The organism is Wolbachia endosymbiont of Protocalliphora sialia (genome assembly GCF_053891855.1).
On record NZ_JAIUJX010000001.1, the window covers coordinates 63,313 to 77,678 of the forward strand.

A 14,366-nucleotide genomic window follows, 5' to 3' on the forward strand; every position below is an offset into this window, starting at 1 on the left:
TTTTTAACCTCAAAGCTCTGATTTGAATATATAAATTACAAGTAACATATATGGCAATTTCATAAGTTCATTTTTCAAGCATATATTGCAATATCTCACTAGCAATTGCAACATCTTGGCGTGGAGTTTTACCATGTTCTATAAACACTGAGATTGCATAGCGCGGATCATGGTAGGGGCCATAAGCGATAAACAATTTATGACTTTCACCTTTAGAGTTTATCTCTGGTGTACCGGTTTTGCCAGCAATTTGTATACTGCCTAGTCCTTTTCTATAGTTAGAATTCACCACGTCAAACATAGCTTTTCGAACCACACTAAGATGCTCATGATTCACATCAATATCAAGAAAGTCTTGCCCTGATTTACTCATCTCAATGTGGGGAATTACCTCCTTTCCTGTTGCAACCCTCGCTGCAAGAACCGCAAGCTGTAATGGCGTTGTAAGTAAATACCCTTGTCCTATAACTAAGTTAATGGTATCACCTAAATACCACTCTGAATATAGCTTGCGTGCACGCCAATTCATGTCAGGCAACAATCCCGGAGCTTCTTCCTTAAACATTCCAATTAATGGTCCACTTCCTATACCAAATTTGCTAGCCATTTCTAGTAGAGAATCTACATTTATTTTTTTTCCTATATTATAAAAGTAAGTGTTGCATGAGAAGGCCATTGCCTCGTTTAAAGATACATATCCATGGACTTTGCTTTTTAGGCAACGAAATTTTCGTTCACCTATTTTCATATAGCCCCTACACGAGAACTTTTCTTCTGGTGTTATTATTCCATCTTTTAAACCCGCAAGCGCATCTATTATTTTAAATATTGAACCAGGTGGAATTTGATATGATAATGCACGGTTTACAAGCGGTAACGAAGGAATATTTAAACTTTCCCAAGTTTCATTTGATAATCTGCTAGTGAAAAGATTATTATCGTAAGAAGGTGAGTTATACAATGCTAAAATTTCTCCGTTATTTACATCAATTACCACTGTGGAACCTTGGTGGTCTTTAAATATCTCTGCGATTTTTTTCTGTAAATCAACATCAATTGTCAGCTGTACATCTTGTCCGTCTTGTTGAGGTATGCTAGACAACTCTCTCATGATACGCTTCTTAGAATTTATTTCCTGCTCAGACTTGCCTGTCCTGCCTTTTAATATATCATCATATGTATATTCAATGCCACTAACCCCTGCTTCGTTTATGCCTTGCTGTCTTTTCGTGTATCCGATTATATGAGAACATATCGAACCAAATGGGTAGTAACGTTTATAAAGAGCAGTTATTCTTCTTTCTGATGATTTTATCGCATCAGGTTTAATTTCCGATAACATCTGCAAGTCAACTTCCCTAGTAAAGTTTTTTTGCCCATCAAACAAAACAATATACGAAATTTTGTTTACTGCGAGTTCAACGCTATTCCTATCCAAAATCCTGCCTCGTTTAGGCACAATAGTAACAACTTTTATCCTATTATTATTGGATAGCACTTCATATTTTTGTCTATCTCGTACTTGTAAAGTATACAACCTATAACTAAAAATAGCAGAAATAGTAAGCTGAATACCACCTAATATGAATGACCTACGGTTGAAGACCTTGTTTTTTGTCCACATAGAATTCCTTTAGAACGCACTCCTTCTCCTTTTATTGGCATATTTCTAGCTTTCACCACATCACAAATCCTCTTTTCCCAATCACTTAAGGTAACAAGCTCATAACCCGATTTTTTTAGTATTTCAATAATCTGAGGTAAAGCTTCAACTGTATTTGATTTGTTATCGTGATCATGGAACAATATAATCGCTCCATTATGTACATTGCTTAAAACTCTTTCAACCAAAATCTCTGATTTATCACCTTGCCAATCCAGAGAATCGACTGTCCATAATATGGAATACATATTTAATCGATTAGTATTTTCGATCAAATTATCGTTATGACATCCATATGGTGGGCGAAACCATTTTACATTCTGTTCTGTTGCATTTTTAATTGCCACATTTGTCCTTTCCAGTTCTTGCAATTGCTCCTCACTTGAAAGTGATGTCAACTTCCTATGCGACCAAGAATGATTACCTAATTCATGACCTGCTTGATGGATCTTTTCTACTATTTTAGATGTTTTTTTATTTATGCGTTCACCAAGCAAAAAAAATGTCGCTTTTGTTTTATTGCTCTCCAGAATATTAATAATATCTCCCGATCTATTATAAGATGGACCATCATCAAACGTAAGCGCAACGAACTTATCGTTGTTATTCAATAATTTCTTTATATTACTTAAATTTTTATATGATAGATCCAAATCACAATTGAGCCCACGATACGGTAAGTTAAAGTTACAATCACTACAGAAAACTGCGCTTGAATATAGCAAAAGAAAAGCGATTATTCTTATAAACATATATAATCAGCAAAGTGATAGAGTACTACACTTTTTTGCTAAATTAAACCACTTTTAACAGCTACTGTTTACTTCGTTACTTTGTCAATATATTATATTAATAACTTTATATAATATAGTATGATTGCAAATATAAATACCGTTGCACTTCAGGGAACCAGCACAGTAAATGTTAATGCACAAATTCACATGGCAAATGGTATTCCAGCTTTTAATATTGTTGGACTGCCGGATAAAACTGTTGCAGAATCCAGAGAGCGTATCAGAGCAGCGTTAAATTCAATCAATCTTCTGTTACCTCCAAAAAGAATCACAGTTAATCTTTCCCCTGCGGATTTGCTTAAAGAAGGTAGTCATTATGACTTAGCTATTGCTGTTGGATTACTTGTTGTAATGAATGTGATACCAGTTGAAAAAGTTCAGTCTTATATAATTATGGGCGAGCTTGCACTAGACAGCAGAGTCATACCAATCTCAGGAGTACTTCCAACAGCAATCAATGCAAAACAGGCAAATAAAGGAGTAATTTGCCCAAGGGGAAATGGAGTAGAAGCTTCATGGGTAAAGAATGTTTCTATTCTAGCTATAGAGAAATTAACCGATATTATCAGACATTTTAAGGGTGAGCAGTTAATTCAGCCGGTAACTTTTAACTATAGCGCTGCACCCAAAGAAAAAAATTCAGTTCCAGATATAAAGGATATTAAAGGTCAAGTTGTTGCAAAAAGAGCAGCTGAAATTGCAGCAGCAGGTGGACACAATATGCTTCTTGTTGGACCTCCTGGTACTGGAAAGTCAATGCTTGCTAAGCGATTTATAGGGCTATTACCCGATTTGACTGAACAAGAGATGATTGATGTTAATATCATCTCTAGCATAACAAAAGCCAGTAACGAAACATTTAAAGTAACTCGTCCCTTTCGTGAACCTCATCACTCATGCTCGATGTCAGCGATGATAGGAGGAGGAAGAAATGCAAAGCCTGGGGAAATTACCATGGCTCACAATGGTGTGTTATTTCTTGACGAGCTACCTGAATTTCCAAGGCTTGTGCTTGATTCTCTACGCCAACCACTTGAAGATAGAAAAGTCACTATCGCAAGGGCAAATGCTCACATTACTTATCCAGCTAATTTTCAACTTATAGCTGCAATGAATCCCTGCAGGTGCGGTTACTTAGGTGATGCAAGTAGATCGTGCAACAAAGCTCCAAAATGCGGCACAGATTATAGAAATAAAATATCAGGACCTTTGCTTGATAGAATAGACATATGCATTGAAATGCCAAACGTTAGTATACTCTCTCCTGAAATTTCTTCAGAAGGAGAAAGCACTGAAAATATTAGAAAAAGAGTGATAGCAGCGAGGAAAATTCAAGCTGAGCGTTATAGTAAATTGAATATTTATTGTAATGCAGAAGTAAGTGGTGAAGCATTAACTAAGCCAGACGAGGAAGGATTAGAATTACTAAAATACGTACTGAAAGAAAATTACATTTCCAATCGAGGCTACATACGCATATTAAGAGTTGCAAGAACCATTGCAGATCTTGCGAAAAGTGAGGAAATAAAAAGAGCACATATTGCAGAAGCACTAAATTACAGAATAAGAATGTATAAATAAGTTAATTTACTTGACAGGAAACTTTTTTTTGCCATATACTACCCTTAGTGAAATTTTAATATTTTTGGAGTAGAGTTATGCCGACAGTAGAAACAATGAAAGGTAAAGTTAAAGAAGTTTATAATCAGGGTTATGGTTTTGTAACAAAACACCCGTATAAAACAGCTGCTACTTTTGTAGCAATTGCAGCAGTAGCCTCGCTTACAGCTGCTTATCTCTTAAGCCCAGCTTATACAACTTTTGTTGGTAAAGTTGGAACAAAAGCTGCAACACTTGTTAGTCCTGCTATTACTGCAATTTCTGCATTTGCAGTTGCTCATCCACTTGTTGCTAGTTTGGTAGTTCTTGCTGCAGTAGCAGCTTTAATAACTGCACCTGTGTATGCATATATGAACAGTAGTAAGGCAAATCAAATTGAGAAAGCAGGTAAATTGCTTAATGGTGAACAACCAGAAACCCAATTAGACGAGATCAAACAAGTACTTGGGGTACAAAAAGGAACTGCGAAAAGCTAGTAGCAGTTTTCAATAAAAAGGGATAGGCTTCTATCCCTTTTTCACAATTTTTTTTTGCATTCTAAGTAGTGCTGTTTGAAAGCCTGCAATTATTATACCTACTGATTAACAATGTTAAGAATAAGTAAATCTTGTTTACTGTTTGTGTATGTCAAAATGAAAAATGTTTGCATATTGTTAAAAAAGCAGTAACTTGTTATCAAGTGAATTCACTAATATTTGAGTAATTTGAATGTCAATTGACCTTAGTCTACCAGAGTTACCTATATTACACCCAAGAATTACCGTTGTGGGAGTGGGTGGTGCTGGTGGAAATGCTGTAAACAACATGATCCAATCCAATTTGCAAGGGGTAAATTTTGTTGTAGCAAATACCGATGCTCAAGCGTTAGAGAAGTCGTTATGTGATAAAAAAATTCAACTTGGTATTAACTTAACTAAGGGCCTTGGTGCTGGTGCTTTGCCTGATGTTGGTAAAGGTGCAGCAGAAGAATCAATTGATGAGATTATGGAGCATATAAAAGATAGCCATATGCTCTTTATCACAGCAGGTATGGGTGGTGGTACTGGAACAGGTGCTGCACCGGTAATTGCAAAAGCAGCAAGAGAAGCAAGAGCGGTAGTTAAAGATAAAGGAGCAAAAGAAAAAAAGATACTGACTGTTGGAGTTGTAACTAAGCCGTTCGGTTTTGAAGGTGTGCGACGTATGCGCATTGCAGAGCTTGGACTTGAAGAGTTGCAAAAATACGTAGATACACTTATTGTCATTCCCAATCAAAATTTATTTAGAATTGCTAACGAGAAAACTACATTTGCTGACGCATTTCAACTCGCCGATAATGTTCTGCATATTGGCATAAGAGGAGTAACTGATTTGATGATCATGCCAGGACTGATTAATCTTGATTTTGCTGATATAGAAACAGTAATGAGTGAGATGGGTAAAGCAATGATTGGTACTGGAGAGGCAGAAGGAGAAGATAGGGCAATTAGTGCTGCAGAGGCTGCGATATCTAATCCATTACTTGATAATGTATCAATGAAAGGTGCACAAGGAATATTGATTAATATTACTGGTGGTGGAGATATGACTTTATTTGAAGTTGATGCTGCAGCCAATAGAGTACGTGAAGAAGTGGATGAAAATGCAAATATAATATTTGGTGCTACTTTTGATCAGGCGATGGAGGGAAGAGTTAGAGTTTCTGTTCTTGCAACTGGCATTGATAGCTGTAACAACAATTCATCTGTTAATCAAAACAAGATCCCAGCAGAGGAAAAAAATTTTAAATGGCCTTATAATCAAATTCCAATATCAGAAACAAAAGAATATGCTTCAACTGAGCAAACAAATGAAAGAGTTAAGTGGGGCAGCAATGTTTATGATATACCAGCTTATTTAAGAAGAAAAAAATAATGCAATTTTGGCTACTAAAGTCAGAGCCAAGTGAATACTCGTGGCAAAAAATGGAAAAGGAGCAGGTGACGCAGTGGAATGGTGTATGCAATTATCAAGCTCAAAATTACATGAGAGCTATGAAATTAGGCGATCTTGCATTTTTTTATCATACAGGTAAAGAGAGAGTTATACTTGGAATAGTTGAAGTATTAAAGGAGTATTATCATGTTTATAATTCCAAATTTGGACTAGTGAATGTAAAGCTTTTAAAACCTTTAAATAATCAAGTCACGTTAAGTAGTATAAAACAAAACCCACTTTTAAAAAATATGGTTATATTAAAACAATCACGTTTATCAGTTTCTCCGGTTTTAGAGACTGAGTGGAATGAAATAATAAGGATGAGCGAATGTTAGAAGTGAGCATTCTTGATAAGAGGTGGCATAGTATTACGAAGGACCCACAGAGTTTTGTATTAAATATTATTAATGCTTCTCTAAAAGAATTAAAAATAGATCATTATAAACCAAATATATCAATAGCTCTCGCTGATGATAACTTGCTACATCAACTTAATCTTAAGTTTAGAGAAATAGATAAGCCAACTAATGTACTATCATTTCCATGCGAACAGTTATCTAGTGAATGTGATCTAGGAGACATAGCAATTGCAGTAGATACAATAGAAAGAGAGTCTCATGAGTACTGTATATCTATCCTCACTCACACTGCACACATGTTAGTTCATGGATTGCTGCATTTACTTGGCTATGATCATCAAAAAGAAGATGAAGAAATTATAATGAAAAGTTTAGAGAGCAAGATTTTAGCTTTGCTTGAATTTGAAAAGGAAAAGTATGGTAGATAATACCAAAATATGTTATTTACAAAAAAGGGGTTTTAGCTGTAAAAGGTAAGCAATATGGTTCAGTTTTCTTTACCAAAAAATTCTAAAGTTAATAAAAAGGGCAAGGTTTATCCTACTCCTACTGGAGCAAAAAATATTAGAAGATTTCAAATTTATCGTTGGTCTGCTGATGATGATAAAAATCCAAGAATAGACACATTTTTTATCGATATGGATAATTGTGGCCCTATGGTACTTGATGCATTAATAAAAATAAAGGATGAAATAGATTCAACCTTAACTTTTAGACGCTCTTGCAGAGAAGGAATATGCGGATCTTGTGCAATGAATATTGATGGTACCAACACTCTCGCATGCACTAAATCTATACATGATATAAAAGGTGAAGTAAAAATATATCCACTACCTCATATGTATATAGTAAAGGATCTAGTTCCAGATCTAAGCCAATTTTATGAGCAATACAAATCGATTAAACCTTGGTTACAAACAGATAAATCTGCCTTACAAAATAAAGAATACTTTCAATCTCCTGAAGATAGAAAAAAATTGGATGGTCTGTCTGATTGTATACTATGTGCTTGCTGTTCGACTGGTTGCCCAAGCTATTGGTGGAATGGTGATAAATTTTTAGGGCCAGCGATATTACTGCAAGCTTATAGATGGATTGCTGACAGTCGTGATAATAAGAAAGAAGAAAGACTTGCTTCTTTAAACGACCCATTTAAGTTGTATCGTTGTCATACAATAATGAATTGTACAAAAACCTGCCCGAAAGGTCTTAACCCAGCAAAAGCGATAGCGAAAGTAAAACAGCTTATGGTAGAGAGAGGAGGAATTTGAGTGTTATTTCTGGCACTCTTCGTAAGAAAATAGTAGACCCTCTGAAGCATAGGGTATTGTTAATACTCTAAACGTTCTTCCGTTCATGAAATGTATTGTTTCACCATATGATTCCAGTAATCTTTTGAACAACTCATGTCTTTGATTATTAATAGTTTGAAAATCATTTTTTCCTAAAAGCTTTTTAGATTCAAATAGGTGAAGCATAATCTCGTGATAAGTTGGATAAGACTCCAAAAATTTTGGATCAAACTGAAAAGTTTTTATAAAAGCATTATTATAAAATTTTAGCTTTTGATTCTTACTATATATCGCTACAGCAATCGATAGTTTCTCAAGCAAACTTTCTTGTGCAGCTAAACAATTGCTTAGCTCAGTATGTAATTTTTTTTCATCACTAATATCTTTTCCATACATTACTATGCTATTAGAATTTTGCATTGGAACTTCAACAAAATTAAAAACCTTAGGTTCGTTCTTGTAAGTTATTACACACTCTCCTGGTTTTACGTTATAGGAGCCACTCGCAACAGTAAATTTTTTAGAGCTGCCTATATATTTATCATAAAATAAGTTATAAAACCTTACTTTTTTATTCTTATTGTGCTTCAGTATTGGAAATGGTAAAGAGTCAAAAATTTTTTTATAGTTCTCCAATTCTCGCATAAGCTTACTATTTTCTAACTCAAGTTCATTAGCTTTTATCTTATAATCGGAGATATTCCTTATCCACAACAACACACCAATCACATTATTAGAATAATCTATTATGCTTTTACCATAACATGTGCAATAAACCTCACTGTCTTTTGACTTTAAATCTAGAGTAAAAGATTTATTTATTTCCTTTGCCTCAGCAAAACTTTTAATTAAGCTTTCTGATTGCTCAAAAAAATTTACAAACTCATTAAATGAATAAAAAACAGTATTAAGCAAAATTAGTAAATTGGGAGAAAATTTTTCTATACGTTTTTTTGCGTCCCAAATATAAAATCCATCATTTACAGTATCTATTAAATTATTTATGATAACATTTTGATGTTGTAAGTCCTTAATTTTATTACTAATTTTTAATTTAGAATATGAGAAAAAGAAGAATACTAGAATTAGTAGTAAAACTATTTCATACAAAAAAAACATAGCATTCTAAAACAAATATAAAAATTTATAACCTCTCAGCAAAGAGATTGTACTGAAGAGGTATATAAGTGAAGATTGCCCAATACCCTAAAGCCTAATCTTTTATAAAGGTTTACAGAAGGTTTCATGCAATGTGCTACTATGTATTTGCATTCAAATTGCCTAGCTATCTTTATTCTTTCTAGAACCATTTGAGTTCCTATTCCACGACCCCTGTAAATTGGTAAAACTCCATCACTATAAAAACCAGCTATGCTGTCTTGAATATAAAGACCGCATGTTCCAACAATTTCGTTATTTAGCATTACAAGAAAAAATCTTAACCTTGAGCTCTTATCATCATAATTCGATAATTGGCGAAAAAATGTGCTAACAATACTAATTCTATGATAAAAAATTTTAGAAGTGTGTAAATCTAATTGCTCTAAGAGCTCACTACTATTTACAACATTGAACTTCAAATTTGGAACAGCATCATCAGGCAAAAAATAATCTTTTATATTGAGTAAAACTTTTTTTGGTGTGCTAACGTGTTTTATTTCGCATTTTTCTAAAATACCCCCTATTTTTATACGTGGACTTATTATCCATGTTGCTTCTATATTTCGTGCTTTGAGATAATTTAGAGTTCTGTATATGGAAAGCTCAGTACATTGATCTTCACAAAACACAAAATTAAATAACGATTCTCTGGTACCATTTACTGTAAATATAACATTATAAAATTCGTCATGTATTTCCCACTTGGACAAATTCGTTGCATAAAGTATATAATCCTTTAGGTTCTGAATAATTAAGCTTGAATAACAAATTTTTTTATTCTGCATAAACCAACAATAAACAATAAAAGGCTCCTATAAAAACAAAGGCTAAAATTGCAGCTACAACATCATCTAGCATAATACCTAAAGGACCTTTTGTATTTTTATCAATCAAATTTATAGGCCACACTTTTATTATATCAAAAAACCTAAAGGAGAAAAAGCACACCAACAATACAGAGCTATTCATTTCTTGTTCTAATAATATTGAAACTAGAAGTACTGTCAGCAATTGACCAACTACTTCATCAATTACTACCTCTTTTGGATCATGCGGAGCTTTGTAATGTTGTATATAATTGCCTGTAGACCATAATCCAACTAAGAATAAAAAAAAAATAATTGCTGTACCTAAAATTCTGTCATTGAGTAATATAGGAACAATTGGGTAAGCAGCCAAGCTGCCTATAGTACCTGGCATGTTTTTTACCGTGCCAGATAGCCACCATGTTGATATTAATTTATATAAAAATTTCACAATATACCGAAATATAAAACTAATTTACAAGAACAGAAATAGTATCTTCTACAGAAGTATTTTCATATAGCAATCTATAGATCGCTTCACATATGGGCATTTTTATCTTTAGCTTTTCTGCTAAATCAAATGCAGACTTAGCAGTGTTAAAACCTTCAATTACCGACTTACCTTCTGATAAAATCTGCTGAGCACTAGAACCATTACTATTAGCTACTTTAGATCCAAAAGATAGATTTCTTGAATTTAATGATGTGCATGTCACAACCAAATCGCCTAAGCATGCTGGTCCAAGTAGTGTATTTATATCTACATTGCCGTCACCAACTTTTGCTGAGTATAAAGCCTTAATTTCACTCATACTTTTCGTAATTAATGCTGCATGAGCATTAAACCCAAACCTACCTAGAACAACCCCACATGCTATAGCAAAAACATTCTTTAACGCTGCACAAACCTGTATTCCTATAACATCGCTACTAAGGTACAATTTAATATTTTCTTGCTGTAGCTCTGATACTAATTTTGAACCTAATACTTCATTTTGACATGCAAGAACCATCGAATATGGTAATTTTCTTGCAACTTCTATAGCAAAGCTAGGACCAGAAAAAACAGCAAGAGGATTATTAGGTAAAACTTCATTGACTACTTCACTAGGTAATTTTAATGTAGATTTTTCTATTCCCTTACAAGCCAAAATTATTGCTACATTTTTTTTTAGGTTACAATCATTCAATTGATGACATATCTCCCTTAGAGACTGAGTGGGAACAGCTAGAATTATTACTGAAACATTAACTGCATCTTCAATAGCTAATTTTACTGATACATTATCAGAAATTGGACAATCAGGTAGCTTGTCACTTTCTCTTTTCTCTTTAATTGATTCAAACATGGCCTTATTGCGAGTCCACAAAATTACATTTTTCTTACTACTTAATGAAATCGCAATTGCTGTACCCCATGCGCCAGCACCTAAAACTGATATTACCACTCAATATTCCTGAAAGTATTACTTATAATTTAAAACTGTAGAATAAGTAAATTAAAAATATAACATAAAAGTATAAAATAGTTTAAATATCTATTAACCTAAGTATTCTTTTAATAAAATAGCTTCTATTCAATATTTACTAAAAATAGTATTATTATAGTATATCTATTGTATTTTAGATCTATTTGTATAATTTTGGAACGACATATTAACTATTAATTAATAAGTGTAATTTCTATTATTCATTAATAAAAATTTGATTTGTTACTTTCCTTAGTTATATATATTACTAAAATTATAAATTATTTATGGGGTGTAAAATATGCGTATATTATTAATTGAAGATGATCAAGTAAGTGCAAAGACTGTAGTTAATGCCTTAACTTCTGATGGACATTTTTGCGACGTTGTTACTTCTGCACAAGATTATAACAATAATATGGTTTCCTCGGGTGGAGACTATTACGATCTAGTTATTCTAGATATACACCTGCCTGGTGATATTGATGGATATGATATACTGTTAAGATTAAGAAGTGCAAAAATCAAAGTTCCTGTTTTAATACTTTCGTGTATCTCCGCTGCCAACCATAAAGCTAAAGGACTTGGGTATGGTGCCGACGATTACTTAACCAAGCCATTTCACAAGAGCGAATTATTAGCTCGAATTAAGGCCATAGTCCGACGTACTAAAGGTCATCCCGAATCAGTGATAAAGATTGGTAATATGAATATCAATTTTGATCACAGGATTGTTGAGGTAAAAGGCAAAACAGTTCACCTTACTAACAAAGAGTATTCCATGATAGAATTGCTGGCATTGCGTAAAGGAGCAGTGTTGACAAAAGAAATGTTTTTAAACCATCTTTACAATGGCTTGGACGAACCTTCAGACAACAAAATAGTTGATGTTTTTATGTGTAAATTACGTAAAAAACTTGAAAGTGCAAATGATGGAATAAGCCACATAGAAACCGTTTGGGGTAGAGGATATGTCCTAAAAGAGTATGTTGACGATGAAGAATACTCTAGTGCTAATATAAGCGAAAGCAGTAGTGACTATCAAGCAGAACAAGTGAAGGACAGCGCATGAAATGCTTTATTCACCCATTCATTGAAGCAACAAAATAGGTAGATGAAATAAGATAAAAACCAATCGTAAAAGTGAGGTAACATGGTTAGTCTTTTAGAACTTTACAAAGACTTGCAGCAAAAAATAGAAAAGTTGGAAGCTAAGCTAAAAGTTATAGGTAAGAAAATAAGGTTTTAGAGATAGAGGGTGATGAGTTAAAGGAAAAGCTTTGTTAAGTTCAAAAGGAAATGCAAAAAGAGATAAGCCAAGAAGTAAAAGGAATATAGGTGGTCAAATTGAGCGTACAGGGTATGTGAAATGTTTGATACATTTACATAGTATGGCTGACATTCATGCATTGCCTAGGTGAAATATAAGCCGAGTTCTGTTTATGTAGCTATTTATCTGGAGTAAATGTTACCATTTACTTCGTGCGATTTACCCGAGTAGATATGAGAAAAACATAAAATCTACTTCTATTTAATCTTGCTCCTAGTGTTGGTTACTTGACTACCAATGTTGCCATTGTTATGGTGTGCTCTTACCACACCTTTTCACCCTTACCTAATAATATTTAGGCGGTAATTTTCTGTAGCCCTATAACTGGAGTTACCTCCGGCGGGCGTTACCCGTCACTACCTTTTCTTGGAGCTCGGACTTTCCTCTGCTGTGTTTATCACACAACAGCAGCTACTTATTGCACCTAGGAATTATACTTTAACATTAAAATCATAAAAGCAAAAGAAAATTTCCTAACAGTCTACATACTAAAAACATTCAGACAAATAGCTAAAGGTGATATTCCAGTACATCATCGCTATCCCAAGATATATAATGCACCCCATAAACTAGACCAAAAAAAAATGGTTGATCCGAGTAGGAAGGTAAAGGGGTAAAAGTATGGCAACAAAAAAATATGAACCAGAGTTAAAAGCAAAGATAGCTTTGGAAGCAATAAAAAATCAAAAAAGCACAGCTGAGATATGTAGTGAATATAAAATACCATCAACAAATCTATATGATTGGCGTGATAGAGTATTGGCAAGGTTAAAAGACCTATTTGTTGAAGAAAGTGAAAGTGCGAGAAAACAAAGAATCTTAGCGCAAGAAATAGAAAGTTTACATAAAGTAATAGGAGAATTGACAGTGGAAAATAGCTATTTGAAAAAAAAATTACTGAAATAAGCAAAAAAGATAGAGTAAGGTTTATAGAAAAAGATTCTGATCTGTCAATTAGGAAACAGGCTGATTTATTGGGGATTTGCAGATCTAGCCTATATTATAGGCCTATAATTAATAACGAAAGTGAAGTAGCAAATTTGATTCAAGAAGTATATTTGGCTTCTGATTGCCGTTATGGATATCGTAAAATTACTGCTGAAATCATAGCGAGTGGAGTAGTAGTCAATCACAAAAAAATCTTAAGAATTATGAAAAAAATGAAGATTAGTGGGCTGTATTGTAGAAAAAGATGTAATACAAGTATTAAAGAAAAAAAGCATAAAATATATCCTTATTTACTCAAAGATTTGATTATTTGTAGAGTTAATCAGGTATGGGCTACTGATATAACATATATTATGGTAGAAGGTAAGTTTATCTATTTTGTGGCAATAATGGACTTGTATAGTCGCTATATTATTGCTCATTCATTATCACCATATCTCGATGCTGGATTTTGCCTTTATACTCTCAAAGAAGCTCTAAAACAAGGTAAACCTGAGATTTTTAATAGTGATCAGGGGGTGCAGTTTAGTACCTCGAAAATTGAGAGATTACAAAATTGATGGCAGAAGTTTATTTGATACCATTAAAGAATATTTCTACAAATTCTGCGAGAAGTTAGGATTCAAGTTTGAAGTAGAAATAGAACACAATTTTGAAGAAGAAGATTCTTTATATGAAGGTGAGGAGTATAACTTTGAGGGAGCACGTCTTGTGTTTCAAGAACAACCTCAAAACTATATAGAAGATCCAGATGTGGATCCTCTTAATAAAAAACGTGAAATTTCACCTTGATAATAATTAAAATATCTCAAGTTCTGTTAGCTTATTTGCATAGTCAATTGTACTAGACGCAACTTAATCTGACAGAAAAACTAATGTCAATCTCTATGTTTGATGCTACTAATATTTTTCTAAAAAGCAATATGCTTGCTATCAAGAAAAGTCTGCATAGCAATATTTACCTAAAT

Annotated in this window: 14 protein-coding genes, 1 other RNA gene and 2 pseudogenes; 10 read left to right on the forward strand and 7 right to left on the reverse strand. The window is 33.4% G+C overall.

Going from position 1 to position 14,366, the window contains the following annotated elements; all coding sequences use genetic code 11:
* Positions 1-67: 67 nt before the first annotated feature.
* Both LB100_RS00255 and LB100_RS00260 read right to left on the reverse strand, forming a co-directional pair.
* The gene (locus LB100_RS00255; protein WP_139686890.1) at positions 68-1,624 is read right to left on the reverse strand and encodes a penicillin-binding transpeptidase domain-containing protein; all 1,557 of its coding nucleotides are present in this window, start codon (positions 1,622-1,624) and stop codon (positions 68-70) included.
* A complete protein-coding gene (locus LB100_RS00260) occupies positions 1,579-2,415 on the reverse strand; it encodes a polysaccharide deacetylase family protein (protein ID WP_456200923.1) in 837 nt (278 codons plus the stop codon). The genes LB100_RS00255 and LB100_RS00260 overlap by 46 nt, the downstream gene beginning before the upstream one ends.
* A gap of 120 nt (positions 2,416-2,535) precedes the next feature.
* Here LB100_RS00260 and LB100_RS00265 point away from each other — a divergent pair, with 120 nt between their 5' ends.
* From LB100_RS00265 to LB100_RS00290, 6 genes are all read left to right on the forward strand, one after another.
* Positions 2,536-4,038: a YifB family Mg chelatase-like AAA ATPase gene (locus LB100_RS00265; RefSeq protein ID WP_456200925.1), complete on the forward strand. Its 1,503-nt coding sequence runs from the start codon at positions 2,536-2,538 to the stop codon at positions 4,036-4,038.
* Between the two features lie 77 nt (positions 4,039-4,115).
* The gene (locus tag LB100_RS00270; RefSeq protein WP_456200926.1) at positions 4,116-4,553 is read left to right on the forward strand and encodes a hypothetical protein; all 438 of its coding nucleotides are present in this window, start codon (positions 4,116-4,118) and stop codon (positions 4,551-4,553) included.
* A 232-nt stretch (positions 4,554-4,785) separates the two neighbouring features.
* A complete protein-coding gene (gene ftsZ, locus LB100_RS00275; RefSeq protein WP_264330441.1) occupies positions 4,786-5,970 on the forward strand; it encodes a cell division protein FtsZ in 1,185 nt (394 codons plus the stop codon).
* Positions 5,970-6,368, forward strand: coding sequence for an EVE domain-containing protein (locus LB100_RS00280; RefSeq protein WP_264336848.1), 399 nt, complete (start codon positions 5,970-5,972; stop codon positions 6,366-6,368). The genes ftsZ and LB100_RS00280 overlap by 1 nt, the downstream gene beginning before the upstream one ends.
* Positions 6,362-6,820 carry an rRNA maturation RNase YbeY gene (gene ybeY / locus LB100_RS00285; protein ID WP_007302008.1) on the forward strand — a complete coding sequence of 153 codons (459 nt, stop codon included), beginning with the start codon at positions 6,362-6,364 and terminating at the stop codon, positions 6,818-6,820. Before LB100_RS00280 ends, ybeY begins: the two co-directional genes overlap by 7 nt.
* Before the next feature lie 54 nt (positions 6,821-6,874).
* Positions 6,875-7,663, forward strand: coding sequence for a succinate dehydrogenase iron-sulfur subunit (locus LB100_RS00290; protein ID WP_006014752.1), 789 nt, complete (start codon positions 6,875-6,877; stop codon positions 7,661-7,663).
* 3 nt (positions 7,664-7,666) lie between these two features.
* On the opposite strand, the gene LB100_RS00295 is transcribed toward LB100_RS00290, so the two are convergent.
* The 4 genes from LB100_RS00295 to LB100_RS00310 are packed head-to-tail and all read right to left on the reverse strand — an operon-like array spanning position 7,667 to position 11,099.
* Complete coding sequence (locus LB100_RS00295) at positions 7,667-8,803, reverse strand: hypothetical protein (RefSeq protein WP_264330443.1); 1,137 nt, start codon at positions 8,801-8,803, stop codon at positions 7,667-7,669.
* Between the two features lie 35 nt (positions 8,804-8,838).
* Entirely contained in the window at positions 8,839-9,630 is a 792-nt protein-coding gene (locus LB100_RS00300) for a GNAT family N-acetyltransferase (RefSeq protein WP_456200930.1), read from the reverse strand.
* Entirely contained in the window at positions 9,620-10,102 is a 483-nt protein-coding gene (locus LB100_RS00305) for a phosphatidylglycerophosphatase A family protein (protein ID WP_015587887.1), read from the reverse strand. The genes LB100_RS00300 and LB100_RS00305 overlap by 11 nt, the downstream gene beginning before the upstream one ends.
* Before the next feature lie 19 nt (positions 10,103-10,121).
* Positions 10,122-11,099: an NAD(P)H-dependent glycerol-3-phosphate dehydrogenase gene (locus LB100_RS00310; protein WP_456200933.1), complete on the reverse strand. Its 978-nt coding sequence runs from the start codon at positions 11,097-11,099 to the stop codon at positions 10,122-10,124.
* Positions 11,100-11,421: 322 nt separating this feature from the next.
* On the opposite strand from LB100_RS00310, the gene LB100_RS00315 reads away from it, so the two are divergent.
* Both LB100_RS00315 and LB100_RS00320 read left to right on the forward strand, forming a co-directional pair.
* Positions 11,422-12,192 (forward strand): response regulator transcription factor, encoded by a 771-nt coding sequence (locus tag LB100_RS00315; RefSeq protein ID WP_264330446.1) that lies wholly within the window; start codon positions 11,422-11,424, stop codon positions 12,190-12,192.
* A gap of 208 nt (positions 12,193-12,400) precedes the next feature.
* Entirely contained in the window at positions 12,401-12,541 is a 141-nt protein-coding gene (locus LB100_RS00320) for a hypothetical protein (RefSeq protein WP_006014837.1), read from the forward strand.
* On the opposite strand, the gene rnpB is transcribed toward LB100_RS00320, so the two are convergent.
* An RNA gene (rnpB, locus tag LB100_RS00325) (RNase P RNA component class A) lies at positions 12,530-12,878 on the reverse strand. The two genes, LB100_RS00320 and rnpB, sit on opposite strands and share 12 nt — an antisense overlap.
* A gap of 193 nt (positions 12,879-13,071) precedes the next feature.
* On the opposite strand from rnpB, the pseudogene LB100_RS00330 reads away from it, so the two are divergent.
* Positions 13,072-13,931 (forward strand): annotated as a pseudogene (locus LB100_RS00330) (IS3 family transposase); the annotation flags it as partial.
* Positions 13,927-14,190: pseudogene (locus LB100_RS00335) on the forward strand (hypothetical protein); the annotation flags it as partial. The pseudogenes LB100_RS00330 and LB100_RS00335, both read left to right, overlap by 5 nt.
* Positions 14,191-14,366: the final 176 nt, after the last annotated feature.

Coding starts and splice junctions, on each gene's coding strand:
- LB100_RS00255 (WP_139686890.1), bottom strand. CDS start 1,624: ATGTGGACAAAAAACAAGGTCTTCAACCGTAGGTCATTCATATTAGGT.
- LB100_RS00260 (WP_456200923.1), bottom strand. CDS start 2,415: ATGTTTATAAGAATAATCGCTTTTCTTTTGCTATATTCAAGCGCAGTT.
- LB100_RS00265 (WP_456200925.1), top strand. CDS start 2,536: ATGATTGCAAATATAAATACCGTTGCACTTCAGGGAACCAGCACAGTA.
- LB100_RS00270 (WP_456200926.1), top strand. CDS start 4,116: ATGCCGACAGTAGAAACAATGAAAGGTAAAGTTAAAGAAGTTTATAAT.
- ftsZ (WP_264330441.1), top strand. CDS start 4,786: ATGTCAATTGACCTTAGTCTACCAGAGTTACCTATATTACACCCAAGA.
- LB100_RS00280 (WP_264336848.1), top strand. CDS start 5,970: ATGCAATTTTGGCTACTAAAGTCAGAGCCAAGTGAATACTCGTGGCAA.
- ybeY (WP_007302008.1), top strand. CDS start 6,362: ATGTTAGAAGTGAGCATTCTTGATAAGAGGTGGCATAGTATTACGAAG.
- LB100_RS00290 (WP_006014752.1), top strand. CDS start 6,875: ATGGTTCAGTTTTCTTTACCAAAAAATTCTAAAGTTAATAAAAAGGGC.
- LB100_RS00295 (WP_264330443.1), bottom strand. CDS start 8,803: ATGTTTTTTTTGTATGAAATAGTTTTACTACTAATTCTAGTATTCTTC.
- LB100_RS00300 (WP_456200930.1), bottom strand. CDS start 9,630: ATGCAGAATAAAAAAATTTGTTATTCAAGCTTAATTATTCAGAACCTA.
- LB100_RS00315 (WP_264330446.1), top strand. CDS start 11,422: ATGCGTATATTATTAATTGAAGATGATCAAGTAAGTGCAAAGACTGTA.